At 32.6% G+C, this 17,183-nt stretch carries 15 protein-coding genes; 6 read left to right on the top strand and 9 right to left on the bottom strand.

What is annotated here, in order from left to right; all coding sequences use genetic code 11:
• Nucleotides 1–6: 6 nt before the first annotated feature.
• Nucleotides 7–603, bottom strand: a complete 597-nt coding sequence (gene scpB / locus MY04_RS05690) for an SMC-Scp complex subunit ScpB (protein WP_066207525.1) — start codon at nucleotides 601–603, stop codon at nucleotides 7–9.
• Nucleotides 604–766: 163 nt separating this feature from the next.
• Nucleotides 767–1,144: a TraR/DksA family transcriptional regulator gene (locus MY04_RS05695; RefSeq protein WP_066207527.1), complete on the bottom strand. Its 378-nt coding sequence runs from the start codon at nucleotides 1,142–1,144 to the stop codon at nucleotides 767–769.
• A 425-nt stretch (nucleotides 1,145–1,569) separates the two neighbouring features.
• On the opposite strand from MY04_RS05695, the gene MY04_RS05700 reads away from it, so the two are divergent.
• From MY04_RS05700 to purU, 4 genes are all read left to right on the top strand, one after another.
• The gene (locus tag MY04_RS05700) at nucleotides 1,570–2,199 is read left to right on the top strand and encodes a hypothetical protein (protein WP_158297581.1); all 630 of its coding nucleotides are present in this window, start codon (nucleotides 1,570–1,572) and stop codon (nucleotides 2,197–2,199) included.
• A gap of 133 nt (nucleotides 2,200–2,332) precedes the next feature.
• Nucleotides 2,333–3,073 carry an LPS export ABC transporter ATP-binding protein gene (gene lptB, locus MY04_RS05705; RefSeq protein ID WP_066207533.1) on the top strand — a complete coding sequence of 247 codons (741 nt, stop codon included), beginning with the start codon at nucleotides 2,333–2,335 and terminating at the stop codon, nucleotides 3,071–3,073.
• Between the two features lie 152 nt (nucleotides 3,074–3,225).
• On the top strand, nucleotides 3,226–4,743 hold the full coding sequence (locus MY04_RS05710; RefSeq protein ID WP_066207535.1) for a GH3 auxin-responsive promoter family protein: 1,518 nt from the start codon (nucleotides 3,226–3,228) through the stop codon (nucleotides 4,741–4,743).
• Between the two features lies 1 nt (nucleotide 4,744).
• Complete coding sequence (purU, locus tag MY04_RS05715) at nucleotides 4,745–5,611, top strand: formyltetrahydrofolate deformylase (RefSeq protein WP_066207537.1); 867 nt, start codon at nucleotides 4,745–4,747, stop codon at nucleotides 5,609–5,611.
• Between the two features lie 121 nt (nucleotides 5,612–5,732).
• Here purU and MY04_RS05720 read toward each other — a convergent pair whose 3' ends face one another.
• From MY04_RS05720 to MY04_RS05735, 4 genes are all read right to left on the bottom strand, one after another.
• Nucleotides 5,733–7,619, bottom strand: a complete 1,887-nt coding sequence (locus tag MY04_RS05720; RefSeq protein ID WP_066207538.1) for a biotin/lipoyl-containing protein — start codon at nucleotides 7,617–7,619, stop codon at nucleotides 5,733–5,735.
• Nucleotides 7,620–7,917: 298 nt separating this feature from the next.
• Nucleotides 7,918–8,388, bottom strand: a complete 471-nt coding sequence (gene greA, locus MY04_RS05725) for a transcription elongation factor GreA (protein WP_066207540.1) — start codon at nucleotides 8,386–8,388, stop codon at nucleotides 7,918–7,920.
• Nucleotides 8,389–8,494: 106 nt separating this feature from the next.
• The gene (locus tag MY04_RS05730; RefSeq protein ID WP_066207542.1) at nucleotides 8,495–9,001 is read right to left on the bottom strand and encodes an NADH-quinone oxidoreductase subunit J family protein; all 507 of its coding nucleotides are present in this window, start codon (nucleotides 8,999–9,001) and stop codon (nucleotides 8,495–8,497) included.
• On the bottom strand, nucleotides 8,998–9,669 hold the full coding sequence (locus MY04_RS05735; RefSeq protein WP_066207544.1) for a 4Fe-4S dicluster domain-containing protein: 672 nt from the start codon (nucleotides 9,667–9,669) through the stop codon (nucleotides 8,998–9,000). The genes MY04_RS05730 and MY04_RS05735 overlap by 4 nt, the downstream gene beginning before the upstream one ends.
• A 169-nt stretch (nucleotides 9,670–9,838) precedes the next feature.
• On the opposite strand from MY04_RS05735, the gene MY04_RS05740 reads away from it, so the two are divergent.
• Nucleotides 9,839–10,501 (top strand): hypothetical protein, encoded by a 663-nt coding sequence (locus tag MY04_RS05740; RefSeq protein ID WP_084005786.1) that lies wholly within the window; start codon nucleotides 9,839–9,841, stop codon nucleotides 10,499–10,501.
• On the opposite strand, the gene lpxK is transcribed toward MY04_RS05740, so the two are convergent.
• The 3 genes from lpxK to topA form a co-directional block, all read right to left on the bottom strand.
• Nucleotides 10,498–11,505: a tetraacyldisaccharide 4'-kinase gene (gene lpxK / locus MY04_RS05745; protein ID WP_066207548.1), complete on the bottom strand. Its 1,008-nt coding sequence runs from the start codon at nucleotides 11,503–11,505 to the stop codon at nucleotides 10,498–10,500. The two genes, MY04_RS05740 and lpxK, sit on opposite strands and share 4 nt — an antisense overlap.
• A 74-nt stretch (nucleotides 11,506–11,579) precedes the next feature.
• Nucleotides 11,580–12,770: an ADP-forming succinate--CoA ligase subunit beta gene (gene sucC / locus MY04_RS05750; RefSeq protein ID WP_066207550.1), complete on the bottom strand. Its 1,191-nt coding sequence runs from the start codon at nucleotides 12,768–12,770 to the stop codon at nucleotides 11,580–11,582.
• A 278-nt stretch (nucleotides 12,771–13,048) separates the two neighbouring features.
• The gene (gene topA, locus MY04_RS05755; RefSeq protein ID WP_066207554.1) at nucleotides 13,049–15,460 is read right to left on the bottom strand and encodes a type I DNA topoisomerase; all 2,412 of its coding nucleotides are present in this window, start codon (nucleotides 15,458–15,460) and stop codon (nucleotides 13,049–13,051) included.
• 417 nt (nucleotides 15,461–15,877) lie between these two features.
• Between topA and MY04_RS05760 the strand changes: the two genes are divergently transcribed.
• Complete coding sequence (locus tag MY04_RS05760) at nucleotides 15,878–17,158, top strand: citrate synthase (protein WP_066213074.1); 1,281 nt, start codon at nucleotides 15,878–15,880, stop codon at nucleotides 17,156–17,158.
• Nucleotides 17,159–17,183 lie beyond the last annotated feature (25 nt).

The raw sequence follows: 17,183 nt of genomic DNA on the forward strand, positions 1-17,183 counted from the left end.
ATTTTTTTATAATGTACTAGTTGCTTCTTCAGTGGTTGTTCCAGAAGAATCTTCTAAATCTTCTTCTTTAAATTCTTTAGGCGATGGTAAATCTTTTAAGTTTGAAATGCCGAAATACTCTAGGAATTTATCTGTAGTTCCATAAAGCATTGGTCTGCCTATAGCATCAGATTTTCCTTTCATTTTTATTAGTTCTTTCCCTAATAGCTTTTTCATGGCATAATCACAGCCGACTCCCCTTATTTTTTCAATTTCCCCTTTGGTAATAGGTTGTCTATAAGCAATAATAGATAAGGTTTCTAGTGCTGAACGTGACAATCTTTTTTTAGACCTATTTTTTAGTAAAGCATTCACTACATTACTAAATTTTTGTTTAGTCATGAAACAGTACCCTTCACCACTTTGAACCAATTCAAAAGCAAAAGCATCATCCATATATTTATTTTGCAATAATTTTATTAGATCTAATGCTTCCTCTTCTGTAATTGAAGTTTCTTCTTCTGTTATTTCTTCTACTAAAGCAATTATCTCATCAACCTGAAGTGGTTCTTTTGAAATAAAAACCATCGCCTCAATAGTATTTAATAAATCTGTTTGTTTCATAGGATAAGATGAAAAAATCTTATAAATATTCTTTAAAAGAATGATCACTAAGTTTGTAGATTTTCTATATATGATTAATATAGAAAAATAAGTCTATCTATTAACCCTGCTATTGATAACAAGAAAAAGGCTATCTCATGTTTTACGAGACAGCCTGTTAAAATTAATTTCTTTTTAATTTAGCTTCAATGGATTGTTGAGTGTGAGGTACGGCTCTCAATCGTTCTTTTGAAATTAAATTCCCAGTGTCAACACAAACCCCGTAAGTTCCATTTTTTATACGAATCAACGCTTTTTCTAGCTGTTGTTTGTATTTCATGGCACGTGCAGCATAATGGTTTAACTGTTCTTTTTCGAAGGCATCTGCACCATCTTCCAATGTCTTCCCTCCAGTGTGGTTAGAATCTTGTCCACTTGATACTTTTGAAATTGAAGCTTTTAAGTGGTCCAATTCTTTGTTTGTTTCTTCTAGCTTTTGGTTTAATAGGGTCTCAAACTCTACTAACTCCTCAGCCGAATATCGTAATTTTTCAACTGCCATATATTTTGAAAGCGGTTAAGGTTAGTGATGTACAAATTTAATAAAATAGAATTAGAAAAAATCGTACCAACAGAAGATATTCATCATTTTTAATCGATTATTAAAATCATTTGATTGAATTCTAATAAATATTGAATAATTTTAAGAAGTCAAATTAAATCTAATGTATGAATTTCAATCTTATAAATATTGTACGTGAAAACTTTTGGCCCAAGTTAAATAGAGAGAATGTTTATCCTTTATTTAATGAAGAAAGGGCTTTATTACCTCAAGATAAAAAAGTTATACTACAAAAAGAAATAGATTCTTTTCGAAGAGGTTTTAAAAGAAAAAGGAATTTTCTCCTCATATCTAACGTTATTCTTTATTTTTCATATAGTAGCTTATTCCCTTATACCCTTTGTTTATCACTAGGTTATATATTTATGAAGTCCCAAAATCTTAAATCTTTACCTAGTTATCTAAAGAGACATAGTCCAAAAGTGAAAGCTTTATTTGGGAATTTATATAAATATAATCAACAACGTTCTTTAAAATATGACCCAACTACTCTATCCATTCACGATTTACAAATTGGATTTTTGGTTGATTATAAAACTAGAACATATCAAGTGTTTGAACATTATGAACAGTCATTAGACGACCACTTTGAAGAGAAGTTCTCAATTATTGAAGCTGCTACTGATCATAATAATCAGTTTAATGAACTGATTATTTTTAAGGATAATATTAAAAGTACACCAGAGATTTATGTAGGGGTTAAGGTAAATGTTTATAGCATTAAAAATGACCTTGATACTGAGATTCGTTTAAGAGGAAAAGCTGAAAATACCTATCAGTTCTACAATACCAATTATTTCCTTGAATACTATAAGAGTGGACTGACTTATTCATTGAAAGATAAAAAGGTGATTGGGCCATTGAAAAAATGGTTTTACCTTAACGAAACAAGAGATAAATTCTTGAGTATATATCAAATTAACTCTAAAGAATTTGAAGCTTACAATGGAGAAATAGTCAATGATGCCTACTTTACTGATATTCTACCTCGGTAATGAGTGTTAAAAAAAGTTAGCTAATTGTAAGTAACTTCAATGGCAAAAAAAATCTATTAATTTTGAAGTTATTATTCATTGAGAAGACTTATCTTTATTGCTTCATAGCAATGATATAAATATTATAAATTATATGATACTAAAAGCGGATAACCTTATTAAACATTACGGTAAGCGTACGGTAGTGAATGATGTTTCTATTAAAGTAGAACAAGGTGAAATTGTTGGTTTACTTGGGCCAAATGGTGCTGGTAAAACAACGTGTTTCTATATGATTGTTGGGCTTATTAAACCAAACAATGGTCAGATACACCTTGAAGCAGAAAATATTACTAAGCTTCCTATGTATAGACGTGCTCAAAAAGGTGTTGGATACTTAGCACAAGAGCCATCTGTATTTAGAGGATTAACCGTTGAGGAAAATATTATGCTTCCTTTAGAAATGGAAAAAATTTCTAAAGCTGAGAAAAAGCAAAGAGTAGATAACCTACTTGAAGAATTTTCTCTTACACATGTTAGAGACAACTTAGGTATGTCTTTATCTGGTGGTGAAAGAAGAAGAACAGAGATTGCTAGAACATTAGCTACTAACCCTTCTTTTGTATTACTAGATGAGCCATTTGCAGGTGTTGACCCTATCGCTGTAGAAGAGATTCAACGTATTGTTTACAACTTGAAGAAGAAAAATATTGGTATCCTAATTACTGATCACAATGTTACTGAAACTTTATCAATTACTGATAGAGTATATATTTTACAGAGTGGTGTTGTATTTAGAGATGGAACTCCAGATCAATTAATTAATGATCCTGAAGTTAGAAAAGCTTATTTCGGTGAGTACGCTGAATATAAGAAAAAAGATTTTTCTGAATAAAATAAATATATTATTTTAAGGATACTCTTTGTCTAAAAAGGGTATCCTTTTTTTTATTTTTCAACTCAAATTGAAAACCCAAATCAGCTATTGATTTTTTTAAAAAAATAGATTGATTTCAGGTTATAACAGTGCTCTAACCCAATAATTGTATGGAACTTTTATCTTCAGCTATACAATGGTTTACTAAGCGAAGAATGCATCAGATTGATCATTTTAAGCAATACCCCATAGATGTACAACAGCAACTTTTTAATGATTTATTATCAACTTCAAAGGACACTGAATTTGGAAAAAAATATGGTTTTTCTGAAATAAACACTTTGGAGCAATACCACCAGAATGTTCCCATTTCTACCTATGAAGATTTATTCCCTTATATAGATCGAATGATGAAAGGTGAACAGAATATTCTATGGCCAACTAAAATCACAGAATTTTCAAAATCATCTGGTACCACTAACGCTAGAAGTAAGTTTATTCCTGTTTCTAAAGAAGCCCTTGAAGATTGTCATTATAAAGCGGGAAAGGACCTATTGTCTATATATATGAATAATCACCCATCAACTATGGTGATGTTCGGTAAAAGCTTAGGAATTGGAGGCACTTATCAAAAAAATAATTTCAATTCAGGGACTATAAGTGGTGATGTTTCTGCCATTATCATGAAAAACCTTCCTTTTTGGGCAGAATTTATGAGGGCTCCGGAACTAGAGGTAGCTCTAATGGACGAATGGGAAAGTAAAATTGAAAAAATTGCGGAAACAACGATAGATAAAAATATCACGAATATAGCCGGAGTTCCGACTTGGACATTGGTTCTATTCGAGAGAATATTAGAGAAAACAGGTAAGAACTCACTTATTGAGGTATGGCCAAATCTTGAAGTTTTCTTCCATGGTGCCGTTGCTTTTGGTCCTTACCGAGAAACATTCAAGAAATTGATTGGTAAGGATGACATGAACTTTATGGATGTCTATAACGCTTCTGAAGGGTTCTTTGGTATACAAGACACCACTAATAATGATGAGTTACTTTTATTATTAGATTATGGAGTGTTCTATGAATTTATACCTGTTGAAGAGCTAGGTAAAGATCATCCTAAAGTCGTACAACTAGTTGATGTTGAAATCGGTAAAAATTATGCTTTACTGATTACCACCAATGCGGGGTTATGGAGATATATGATTGGAGACACTGTTCGTTTCACATCAAAATTTCCGTATAGAATAAAAATATCAGGCAGAACAAAACATTTTATTAATGCTTTTGGTGAAGAAGTGGTGATTGAAAATGCAGAGGAAGCTATTAAAGCTGCTTCTCATATCACGAAAGCTGAAGTAAGAAACTTCACTGCCGCACCTGTATATTTATCTTGTGGACAAAAAGGAGGTCATGAATGGGCTATAGAGTTTAAATATCCGCCAAATAATCAAGATTTATTTATCAAGACTTTAGATGAAAAGTTGAGAGAAGTTAATTCTGATTACGATGCAAAAAGACACAAAGATATTGCTTTAGTCGCTCCGAAAGTTCACTTTTTGGAGAACAAATCTTTTTATAATTGGATGAAAAGTCGAGGTAAACTAGGTGGACAAAATAAAGTACCTAGGTTAGCAAACCACAGAAAATACCTCGATTCGTTATTAGCGTCCGTAGAAACTACTTAATATGAATAATACTTCAAATACAGCTATATTATTAATGCACTGTCCCGATCAAAAAGGGATTATATCATATACCACACAATTCATTCATGAAAATCAGGGAAATATTGTCTATTTAGATCAATATGTAGATCGTGATGAAGATCGTTTTTACATGAGAGTAGAATTTGAACTAGACTCTTTTCTTATCCCAAAAGAGAAAATCAAGGACTACTTTAATACTTTATTGGCACAGAAGTATAATATGACTTTTCATTTACATTTTAGTGATAAAGTTCCAAACATGGCACTTTTTGTTACTAAGATGTCCCACTGCTTGTATGATATTTTATCAAGAGCTGATTCTGGAGAGTTAAAGGTGAATATTCCGATGATTGTGAGTAATCATGAAACACTAAAAAAAGTTGCTGATAAATTTGATATTCCTTTTTATCACTTTAAAGTGAATAAAGAAAATAAGGCTGAGATTGAAGCTGAACAAATAAAATTAATGAAAGAAAAGAATATTGATTTTATTGTTCTTGCTAGATATATGCAGATATTATCTGAGAACTTCATTGAAACATTTCCAGATAAAATCATCAATATTCATCACTCCTTCCTTCCTGCATTTGTTGGTGCTAAACCTTATCATGCTGCACACGAAAGAGGCGTTAAGATTATTGGTGCGACTTCACATTATGTTACAACAGATCTAGATGCCGGCCCAATTATCGAACAGGATGTGAGCAAAGTAAGTCACAAAGACACCGTGAAAGAATTGATTCGAAAAGGTAAGGATTTAGAAAAGATTGTCTTATCAAGAGCTATTTATAAACACGTAAATAGAAAGTTACTTACTTATAAAAACAAGACAATCATTTTTGATTAGTCAAAATAATCAATAAAATAAAAGAGATCATTTAAAGTGATAAATCGTTTAAAATGATCTCTTTTTTTAATACTAAGTCCTAAGTAAAGAAATTACTTAGGACTCAAGTATATTATATCAATTAAGCATTTTGCACTGCTGTAATCTCTTCTTCAGAATTCACAAGGTCGAACATCACTTGATCTGAAGCCAATGTTTCGCCTGCTTCAACAAAAACGTGGTTTACATAACCAGAGAAGTCAGATAAGATATTGTTTTCCATTTTCATAGATTCTAATACCACTACTGTTTGATTCTTCTCTACTTTATCACCAGTTTTTACTAAAACGTCTAAAACTTTACCTGGCATAGGAACGTTGATCTTTCTACCTAGTTTTAATTCAGCTTTAGCGGCTACTTTTTCTACTTTCTCTTCAACAACTTCAACAGGTTTATTTGCTTCCCATTGTTCTTTCTTAAGATTTTTCAAGTAACCTTTTGCTACTAGTGGGAACAATTCTAATAATAATTCCTCTTCATAAGTTTCAGCAAGTTTTACGTTACCGTATTCTGGTAATGTAGGGTTATCTTGTGATTTATATGAACTAGTATCAAATGGTCTCTCCTCTTTAAAACCACAGATTTTTTCTCTGAATTCAGGTTTTACTGGAATTGGTGTTTTACCGTAATCACCTTTCACTAAGCTGATGAATTGGTTAGATGTATTTGCATACATTTCTTTACCAGCTTTTAAGCTAAGTGCAGCGTTTACTGCTTGAGCACCTACGATTTGAGAAGTTGGCGTTACTAGTGGAGGTAGACCAGCATCCATACGTACTTGAGGAATCAATTTCATAGCTTCATCAAGAATTTCTTCTGACTGAAGAGCTTTCAATTGAGCAACCATGTTAGAATACATACCACCTGGTACTTCCGCTTCTTTTACTTTAGTATTAGGTTTAGGGAAATTGAAGTAATCTTCGATTTGATGACAAGCATCCAATAAAGCATCTTCATTACCTTTTTTCACAGCTGCGATAGCTTGATCAAAGATTTGATCGATATGAGCTGGAAGAGTATCTGTAAGCGGGTTGAATGGATTAGGGAAGCTATCATAAGCATCAAAATCTTTCAACTCTTTTCTGATATCAATTAGTTTTTGGTTGATTTCAGCAACTGCTTCCATATCAACGTCTAATTTGATACCTAACTTTTGTGTAAATACATACATCAACTCAATAGCAACACCAGCAGAACCACCTGCAAAGTTCCAAATACAAGTATCTACGATATCAGCACCACTCATTACAGCAGCTAATACAGCAGCTAAACCATAACCTGGAGTACAGTGTGTATGGAAATCAACAGGGATAGTTAATTTAGATTTGAATAACTTGATTAATTTAGCTACTCTCATTGGAGGAATAAGACCACTCATATCTTTAATAGTGATCATATCTGCTCCTAATCTTTGCATTTCTAATGCTTTATCTAAGAAGTATTGATCTGTAAATACTTTCTTAGGGATTTGTTTTCCACTAAAGAACCCTTTGATACGGTCCATAGTAGAGAACTGTGGATCGATTGTGTAGCAAACTGCACAATCAGCTATTCCACCATATTTTTTTACATACTTTATTGTTGATTGAATATTATTTGTATCATTAAGAGCATCAAAGATTCTCATAATGCCTAAACCATTGTTGATTGACGTTTTACAGAATCCTTCAATGATTTCTTCAGTATATGGAGTATAACCAAATAAATTTCTACCTCTTGATAAAGCTGTTAATTTACTAATATCTCCAATTTGATCATGAATACTCTTCAAACGGTGCCATGGATTTTCACCTAAATATCTCATTACAGAATCAGGAACTGCACCACCCCAAACTTCCATTGCATAGAAATTTGCGTTTTTATAGTCAGGTAAAAGTCTTTCAACTTGTTCCTGTCTCATTCTAGTAGCAAAGAGAGACTGTTGACCATCTCTCATAGTGAGGTCTCTTATTTTAAGTTCTTGTACCATAGGACTAACACAATTTATAAGTTTGAATTTTTATCTAAAACACATTGCGATTTTACGTATATATTAGAGTTAGAATGGTGACTAAAATATTGTTAAAAGGATGATTTTAATAAACTGTTGCTTTACATGCTTAAAATCAGGGTTTTAATGATCGCTTAATCCTTATAGGTTTGTTAATAATAACTAATGAGTGAAAATATTATTATAAATGAATCGATAACACTGTAAAAACAAAAAAAGCGAATGCCTTCACATTCGCTTTTCTATATGGTATAACTAGCGTTTCCGCTAAGCTATTTTAAAGTGAAATATCTAATATTTCAAACTTCATAATTCCTCTTGGAGTTTTTACTTCTGCAATCTCCCCTACTTTTTTACCCATTAAACCTTGAGCGATTGGAGAATCTACTGATATTTTATTTTCTCTAACATTAGCTTCTTTTGCAGATACCAATGTGTAAGTCATCTCTGCTCCAGTTGGTGCTTTAATTTTTACATTAGATAAAATACCTACTTTAGATGTATCTAATTTTGATTCATCAATTACTCTTGCATTAGCGACCAAATTAGTTAATTCAGCAATTTTAGCTTCTAAATGACCTTGAGCGTCTTTGGCTGCATCATATTCTGCATTTTCACTCAAATCACCTTTATCCGTCGCTTCTGCAATTTGTTTTGCAATATCTGCACGGCCTTTAGTTTTTAATTCGTTAAGCTCGTCAGTTAAATTCTGAAGACCTTCTTGTGTATAAAAAGTTGTCTTTGACATGTTCAATACGTTTATAATGAAAAACGATCCAATATGAAATTAGACCGTTGTTTATTTATTTCTTAGAATACAAATATACTTCTAGTATATTAATATATAAAATTTTTTATTTGTGATCTATTGTTTTCTCTGCTTTCGTTGTAATAAATACTGCTCCTATCAAAACTACTAATAACAATACGGCTGTAAGTTCAAATGAAAAAATATGATTAGTCATGAACTGATCACCTAATACTGAAACAATACTTTGATCAGGAACATCTGTAATCGTTATTACCTTTTCTTCCAAGATTGCCATAGTGAGTATTGAAAAAACTGCAATGCCTAACACAATTCCTAAAAGTATTCGCTTTGATCCACTGACTACTCCTTCCTCATTTTTATTTTTAGTATACATGATACCAAATAACAATAAAACGAGAACTCCCCCTATATATATCATCACTTGAGTAATAGCAAGAAAATCTGATGCTGTAATTACAAAGAGTCCTGCGACACTTAAAAGTGAGAATAATAAATATGCAGCATTATAAATTACTTTTTTTGTAAAGAATAAAGCTACTGATGATACAAAAATCACAGTAATCAAAAAATAGAAGATTATTTCTATCATTTTTTCTTAATAACTTTTGGTGAAAATTTTGGCCTAGCTGATGTAGAAGGTTTAGAAGATTGTTCAGTATCTTTTTTTAATTTTTCAGCTTTCTTCTTCTCCTGTGCTTCTTCAAAAAGAACTTTTTTTGCAGTGACTTCATCTTCTGACATTTCTGCAAAACTATAGGTAAGTTCCCTCATGTCTAACTCACTAAAATCATATGATTTAGTCATCGTCAAACACTCTGTTGGACATACATATGTACAAAGCCCACAGAAACAACATTTAGCCATATCAATATCAAATTTTGCAGCATATATTCTTTTAGCTGTTCCATCTGATGTCTCTCCAATGACATCTTGAGATAAAATTGGATCAATCTCAATACAGTCAACTGGACAAACCTTAGCACATTTATCACAAACAATACAATCATCTATTTCGAGATCGAGTTTATAGCGACCATTATCAGGTACTGGTAAAGTTTCTTCAGGGTACTTTAGCGTTACCATAGAACTTTCAGGATCAAAATATCCATCCTTCTTAAATGAATCATTACCAATTCTACGTTTAGATAATGCATTTTTTAAGTGGATAATAGATAGTTTTAATCCATGAATTGACGTTTGTATTGCTTCTATTATATTTCCAAAATACGAACTATTTGCTCCTATCTTTTTTATCATTCAAAAAAATTATTTTATTTCTTACAAAGTTATTAATAAAATCGATGGAGATCTATTAATTGTTGAATTGTTTTAAACAACTTTAATGTATCTGCCATTTTTTTTTAATAAGCGTAAAATTAAATAAATTGTTTTTGATTTAACCTGATTAATTAGCCAGATTTGTAATATGAAGATTCAATATATTGTAGACGATTTTATTAAAAGCTACGTTACCCCATCTCAATACGATTATTTATTGGCTGCTGGATACCGACATTTTGGAGAAAATTTCTTTCGTTACAATATTAATTTTCATCAAGATAAAGTTTGTAATGTCCTTCCATTACGTATTCCTTTAATTAATTTTTCTTTGAGTAAATCTCAAAAGAAAATTTTAAATAAAGCGAAATCATTTACTTGTTCGATTGATAAAGTTACTATTGATGAGACCACTAATGAATTGTTTGATATCCATAAGCAGAAATTTGTAGATAATATACCTAATTCAATTTATGACTTCTTATCAAAGACAAATACTCAAAATACACCAACAAAAATTTACGAATTAAGAGTCTTTGATGATGCTAAAACCATTGCCATTAGCTATATGGGAATGGGAGAACAATCCTTATCATCAATATATGGTATGTACGACCCAAACTATTCTAAATATAGCTTGGGATTACTAACAATGCTCTTAGAAATACAATTTGGTTTGGCTAATGACTTTATCTATTACTATCATGGCTATTGCTATGACATCCCCTCTTTTTACGATTATAAGAAGAAGTTTAAACCTTTAGAGGTTTTGAATTGGAATGAAAACAAATGGCAACCTTATAGTGGTTAATCATTTACCTTTTTCAATAATGAATTAATTTTATTCATCATACTATCCTCTTCATCAAATAGAACATGTGGAGTGATAGGAAGAACAAAATAATTAAAATTTGATTCTTTTGTTAAGGATTTCAGTTTTGCAGCATCCTTCTCAGTAATTAATATATTATTTGTTTTACTCTCTGATTCTACCCTAGCAATGGTTTTCTCGGTAAAAGAATAATGATCTCTAAATTTAAAATGATGATCTACACTAATATTTATCTTTTCAAGATGTTCGATTAGTGGTTTTGGATTCGCAATAGAAGTGAGTAGATTAATGTTTGAAGGAATTTCAACTTCAGTATTGTCTTTTAAAAAATACGCCTTATCATATTTGATGGATGTAAAGAATACCTCTGCCTTACTATAATTTTTAGCTTTTTCAGTGTATTTCTTTTTCAAGTCAATATCCAAAGAATCAGGACATTTCGTAAAAATAATAATATCCGCCCTGTTAGCCCCTTCTCTCCTTTCTCTTAGGCGTCCGTATGGTAAAACATGATCATCAAAAAATGGAGCATTAAAATCAGATAGCATGATGTTTACATCACGATGGATTCCTCTATGCTGAAAGGCGTCATCCAAAAGCACTAAATCTGTATTTTCAAAAAGTGGAACTCCAAAAACTCTTTCTTCAGCTACAACTACTTCAACTTTATCATATTTAGAATGATATTGCATCGGTTCATCCCCAATAGATTTTGATGTCGCCTCTTGGTCTGCTTTAATTGGTCCTTTAGTTTTTCTACCATAACCTCTGCTGAGTACACCAACATTATATTCTTCTTGATATTTTTGTATTAAAAATTCAACAAAAGGTGTTTTACCCGTACCTCCAACAGATAAGTTCCCAACATTGATCATTGGGATATCAAACTTAAAGGTTTTAAATGGTTTTGAATCGTATGACTTATTTCTTTGATGCGTAATTGCATCATAAATTTTTGAAAGTGGTTTTAATATGAATTCCATAATTCAAAGATAAAAAAAGCAGTTGAAAACATACGCTTTCAACTGCTTCAAAGACTATTGTCTTATAATATTATTTATGCTAAAGCATTTTTTACTTTTTCAGCCGCCTCAGATAAAGTAATAGCTGATACTACTTTAAGACCTGATTCGTCGATAATCTTAGCTCCTTCTTCAGCATTTGTTCCTTGAAGACGAACAATAATTGGCACTTGAATGTCACCAATGTTTTTGTAAGCTTCAACAACTCCATTTGCTACACGATCACATCTTACGATACCACCGAATACATTGATAAGGATAGCTTTAACGTTAGGATCTTTAAGAATGATTCTAAATCCTGCTTCTACTGTTTTCGCGTTAGCTCCACCCCCAACATCAAGGAAGTTTGCTGGATCGCCACCAGAAAGCTTAATCATATCCATAGTAGCCATTGCAAGACCTGCTCCGTTTACCATACAACCAACGTTACCGTCAAGTTTTACATAATTAAGACCAGATTCACCTGCTTCTACTTCTGTAGGATCTTCTTCTGAAATATCACGCATTGAAGCGATATCTTTATGACGGTATAAAGCGTTATCGTCGATACCTACTTTTGCATCTACTGCCATTACTTGGTCATCAGAAGTTTTAAATACAGGGTTAATTTCAAACATTTCAGAGTCAGTTCCAACGTAAGCATTGTACAATGCTGTAACGAATTTCACCATCTCTTTGAATGACTTACCTGATGTGCCTAGGTTGAAAGCAATTCTTCTTGCTTGGAAACCTTGGATACCTAATCCTGGATCAACTTCTTCGTGGAAGATTTTCTCAGGAGTTTTTTCAGCTACTTCTTCGATGTCCATACCTCCTTCTGGAGAGTACATGATCATGTTTTTACCAGTAGCTCTGTTTAAAAGAACAGAAATGTAATATTCTTTGATTTCAGACTCACCAGGATAGTATACATCTTGTTGAATCATCACTTTATTTACCTTCTTGCCTTCAGGTCCAGTTTGAGGAGTAACTAATTGCATTCCGATAATTTGCTCAGAAAGTGTTTTTACTTCCTCTAAGCTTTTGGCTACTTTAACTCCGCCACCTTTACCGCGACCACCTGCGTGGATTTGAGCTTTTACCACCCAAAAGTTAGTACCTGTTTCTTCGTTAAGTTTTTTAGCAGCTTCTACAGCTTCATCTGCAGTTTCAGCTACGTATCCTACTGGAACTTTAACACCGTATTCTTGAAGAATACTTTTTGCTTGGTATTCGTGAATATTCATGACATTTTCCCCTTTTGGGTGCACAAGTTTGTTTAGTGTATTGCTATATTTTAAACGCAATGACCTTCATCATTACAGTTTGGTAATACAATTCTAAATAAAATAAAACAAAAGTCAAATTTGCTTATGCGAATATTCAAAATCATAATTACCCTTTTAACCTAATAATCGGTTAAATTTCAATTATTAAGGCATTAATATTTATTTAGGCAAAAAGAATTTTAAGTTTTTTTGAAATAAAAAAAACACGCTTAATGAAAATTAAGCGTGTTTGTCGATTATTTTTTCTTCGCCGCTGTCTTCTTTTTAGCGGGAGCTTTCTTTTTTGTGGCGGTGGATTTCTTTGCTACTGTCTCTTTCTTAGCAGCAGCTTTACCCCTAGTTTTAGGAGCAGGTGCCTCTTCTATGATTTTCTTAACTTCTTCGTAAGTTAATTCAGCAGCCTTTTCCTTTAACTCTTTAGGGATTTTAATATTTGCCTTATTATAAGAAATATAAGCACCCCAACGACCATTTAATAATTGAAGATTTTCTTCTTCTTCAAATGTTTTGATCAACTTCTTAGCATCTGCTTCTCTTTTTGCTAAAATCAGCTCAATTGCAGTATCCAATTCGACTGTTTCTGGAGCATATTCTTTACCTAAAGAAACAAATTTACCATCGTGTCGAATATAAGGTCCAAAACGACCAATGGCTGCAACTACTACTTTATCTTCAAATTTACCAAGAGTTCTAGGTAATTTAAATAGCTCAAGAGCATCTTCTAGAGTAATAGACTCTAAGTATTGACCTTTTCTTAATGATGCAAACTTCTTTTCCTCATCGTCTTGCTCACCAATTTGAACAATAGGACCAAATCTACCCAAACGAGTAATGACTCTTTTTCCTGATTGAGGATCAATACCTAATTCTCTTTCAGCATGTGCCTCTGCTCTATCAGCATTTTCCTCTGTATCAACTACATTTTCATGGAATGGAGTATAGAAGTTTTTCAGCATATTTTGCCACTCCATATTTCCATGAGCAATTTCATCAAATTGTTCCTCTACATTTGCTGTGAAAGAATAATCCACAACTTTAGGGAAATGTTTCACAAGGAAATCATTTACTACCATACCCATATTTGTTGGGAATAGTTTTCCTTTTTCAGCACCATAAGTTTCGTTGAGGTCCTTACTTACGATTTCACCTGCTGAGAGAGTTAATTGATTATAAGCTCTTTCTTTTCCATCTCTAGCTTCCTTAATCACATATTCTCTTTTTTGAATAGTTGAAATTGTAGGAGCATAAGTTGATGGACGACCAATCCCTTTTTCTTCCAATGTTTTTACTAAGCTTGCTTCAGTATATCTAGCAGCTGGTCTAGTAAATCTTTGAGTAGCATTAATTACATTGATAGGCAATTCTTGACCAACATTCAAAGGAGGTAACATACCTTTTGTAGTTTCATCCTCTTCAATATCATCATCGTCATTCGATTCGATATATGCCTTTAAGAAACCTTCAAACTTAATTACTTCTCCTTTTGCTGTAAACTTCTCAGTTCTTTTTGGAGTAGTAATTTCTGCAGTAGTCCTTTCTAATTGAGCATCTGACATTTGAGAAGCAACTGCACGTTTCCAGATCAAATCATATAATCTAGCCTCTCTATTATCTTCTAATTTTAATTTATGATTTTTAAAATTAGTAGGTCTAATGGCTTCGTGAGCTTCTTGTGCTCCTTTATTAGACGTTTTGAAATGTCTTTCTTGAACATATGCATCACCATAAACATCAGCAATCTCTTCTGTAGCCGATTGAATAGCTTCTTGAGATAAATTTAAAGAATCGGTACGCATATATGTAATATGTCCAGCTTCATATAATCGTTGAGCAATAGACATAGTTGAAGCCACTGAGTAACCTAGTTTTCTACTCGCTTCCTGTTGTAAAGTGGAAGTAGTAAATGGAGGTGCAGGAGATTTTTTACCTGGACGTGTTTTGATATCAGAAATTTTGAAATCATCACCCAAACAATCATTTAAAAATTTCTCTGCTTCTTCCTTAGTATTAAACTTAGTATTCAGCTCAGCTTCTAATGATTTATTATTACCTAAATCAAAATTAGCAACTACTCTATAATAGTCTTTTGGCTTAAAGCCTTCTATTTCTCTTTCTCTTTCAACAACGAGACGAGCGGCTACACTTTGTACTCTACCTGCTGAAAGGCCTCTTTGAATTTTTTTCCAAAGTACTGGAGATAATTCAAAACCTACTAAACGGTCAAGAATTCTTCTAGCTTGTTGAGCATTAACTAAATCAATATCAATAGTACGAGGTTTTTGTATCGCAGATTGAATCGCAGTTTTAGTAATTTCCCTAAAGACAATTCTTTTAGTGTCTTTATTTTTTAAATTGAGTGCCTCTTGTAAATGCCAAGAAATAGCCTCCCCCTCGCGGTCATCATCGGTCGCTAACCATACAGTTTCTGCTTCCTTAGTTAATTTTTTCAGCTCACGAATTACATCTTTTTTATCAGACTGTACTTCATAAATGGGCAAAAAGTCTTTTTCAACATCAATGGCATCGTTACCTTTCTTTAAATCTCGAACGTGTCCGTAGCTTGATCTTACTGTATATCCTTCGCCTAAGTATTTTTCTATTGTCTTTGCCTTTGCAGGTGACTCGACAATTAAAAGGTTTCTTGACATATATATTTATATTACACTATTAGTCTTCTATTTTTCATTTGCGAAATAAAGAGGTTTTCCTCCCGCGCGAAACAACTTATCACAAACATTATTAAAGTTCAAAAAAAAAAGTAATAAAAAAGTAAAATCAATAACAAAAATTTAGAAATGCTAATTTTTATCAAGTATGATTATGACAAATGTCATTTCTATCAACAAAATTATTTTTCCTTGATAATTAATCATTTCTTAATCTAACAATGTCAAAAACACCCCATTTTTTTGTTTAAAAACTATTATTAAGATATATTTAGGCACTCAAATCAATGGAGCGACCCATGAGGCGATTATTTTACACGTGCGAACAAATTAATTAACACCAAAATGCAAGAAGTAGAACTTGACCACAACAAACCTCAAACAAAGTCAGAAAAAAACATGAGTGAAAACACAGCGCAATTAACTTACCAGGGTAATACTTACGATTTACCAGTAGTTAAGGGCTCAGAGGATGAGCTAGGAGTAGATATTAGTAAACTAAGAGCGACAAGTGGATTGATCACTTTAGACGTAGGATTTAAGAACACTGGTTCGACTACAAGTGATGTCACTTTCTTAGACGGAGAAAAAGGTATCTTAAGATACAGAGGCTATTCGATTGAAGATTTATGTGAGCATTCTACTTTCTCAGAAGTAGCTTACTTACTTATCAATGGCGAATTACCAACAGCCCAAGAATTTGAGCAGTTTAAACACGACATTTCTCGTCACACATTAGTTCATGAGAATGTAAGAAAGATCTTTGATGGTTTCCCTGCAGATGCACATCCAATGGGTGTTTTATCTTCTTTGGTTACTTCATTGACTGCATTCCACCCGGAATCGTTGGATCCAAACAGAGATCCTAAGATGGTTGATTTAACAATCCACCGTTTGATTGCAAAATTACCTACACTAGCATCATGGGTGTACAAAAAGAGTATTGGTCACCCTCTAATGTATCCAGAAAATAAATTAGGTTATATCGAAAACTTCATGAAAATGATGTTTGGTCTTCCTGTAGAAGAGTATGAGATTGACCCTATCTTAGTAGATGCTTTGGATAAACTATTAATTCTTCATGCAGACCATGAGCAAAACTGTTCAGCTGCGACTGTAAGAGTAGTAGGTTCATCTCAAGCTTCTTTATATGTAGCTATCGCAGCTGGTATTAATGCACTTTGGGGACCACTTCACGGTGGAGCAAACCAAGCAGTAATCGAAATGTTAGAAGACATTCACGCTAGCGGTGGTGATGTTGATAAATTTATCGACAAAGCAAAAGATCCTAACGATCCATTCCGTTTAATGGGCTTTGGTCACAGAGTTTACAAAAACTTTGATCCAAGAGCAAAGATCATCAAGAAGCATGCTGATGCAGTTCTTGAAAAATTAGGTATCAACGATCCTCTATTAGAAATCGCAAAAGGTTTAGAAGAAAAAGCATTGAACGACGAGTACTTCAAAGCTAGAAAACTTTACCCTAACGTTGATTTCTACTCTGGAATTATTTATAAAGCGATGGGCTTCCCTACTGAAATGTTTACAGTATTGTTTGCTCTTGGTCGTCTTCCAGGTTGGATTGCACAATGGAAAGAATCTAGAAATCTTAATCAACCAATTTCTAGACCTCGCCAAATCTATACAGGTGAAGTTGCAAGACCTTATCCAACTAAATAAGGTTTTAGAAATAAAGAAAAAGCCA

This window comes from Flammeovirga sp. MY04 (assembly GCF_001682195.2).
GTDB lineage: Bacteria > Bacteroidota > Bacteroidia > Cytophagales > Flammeovirgaceae > Flammeovirga > Flammeovirga yaeyamensis.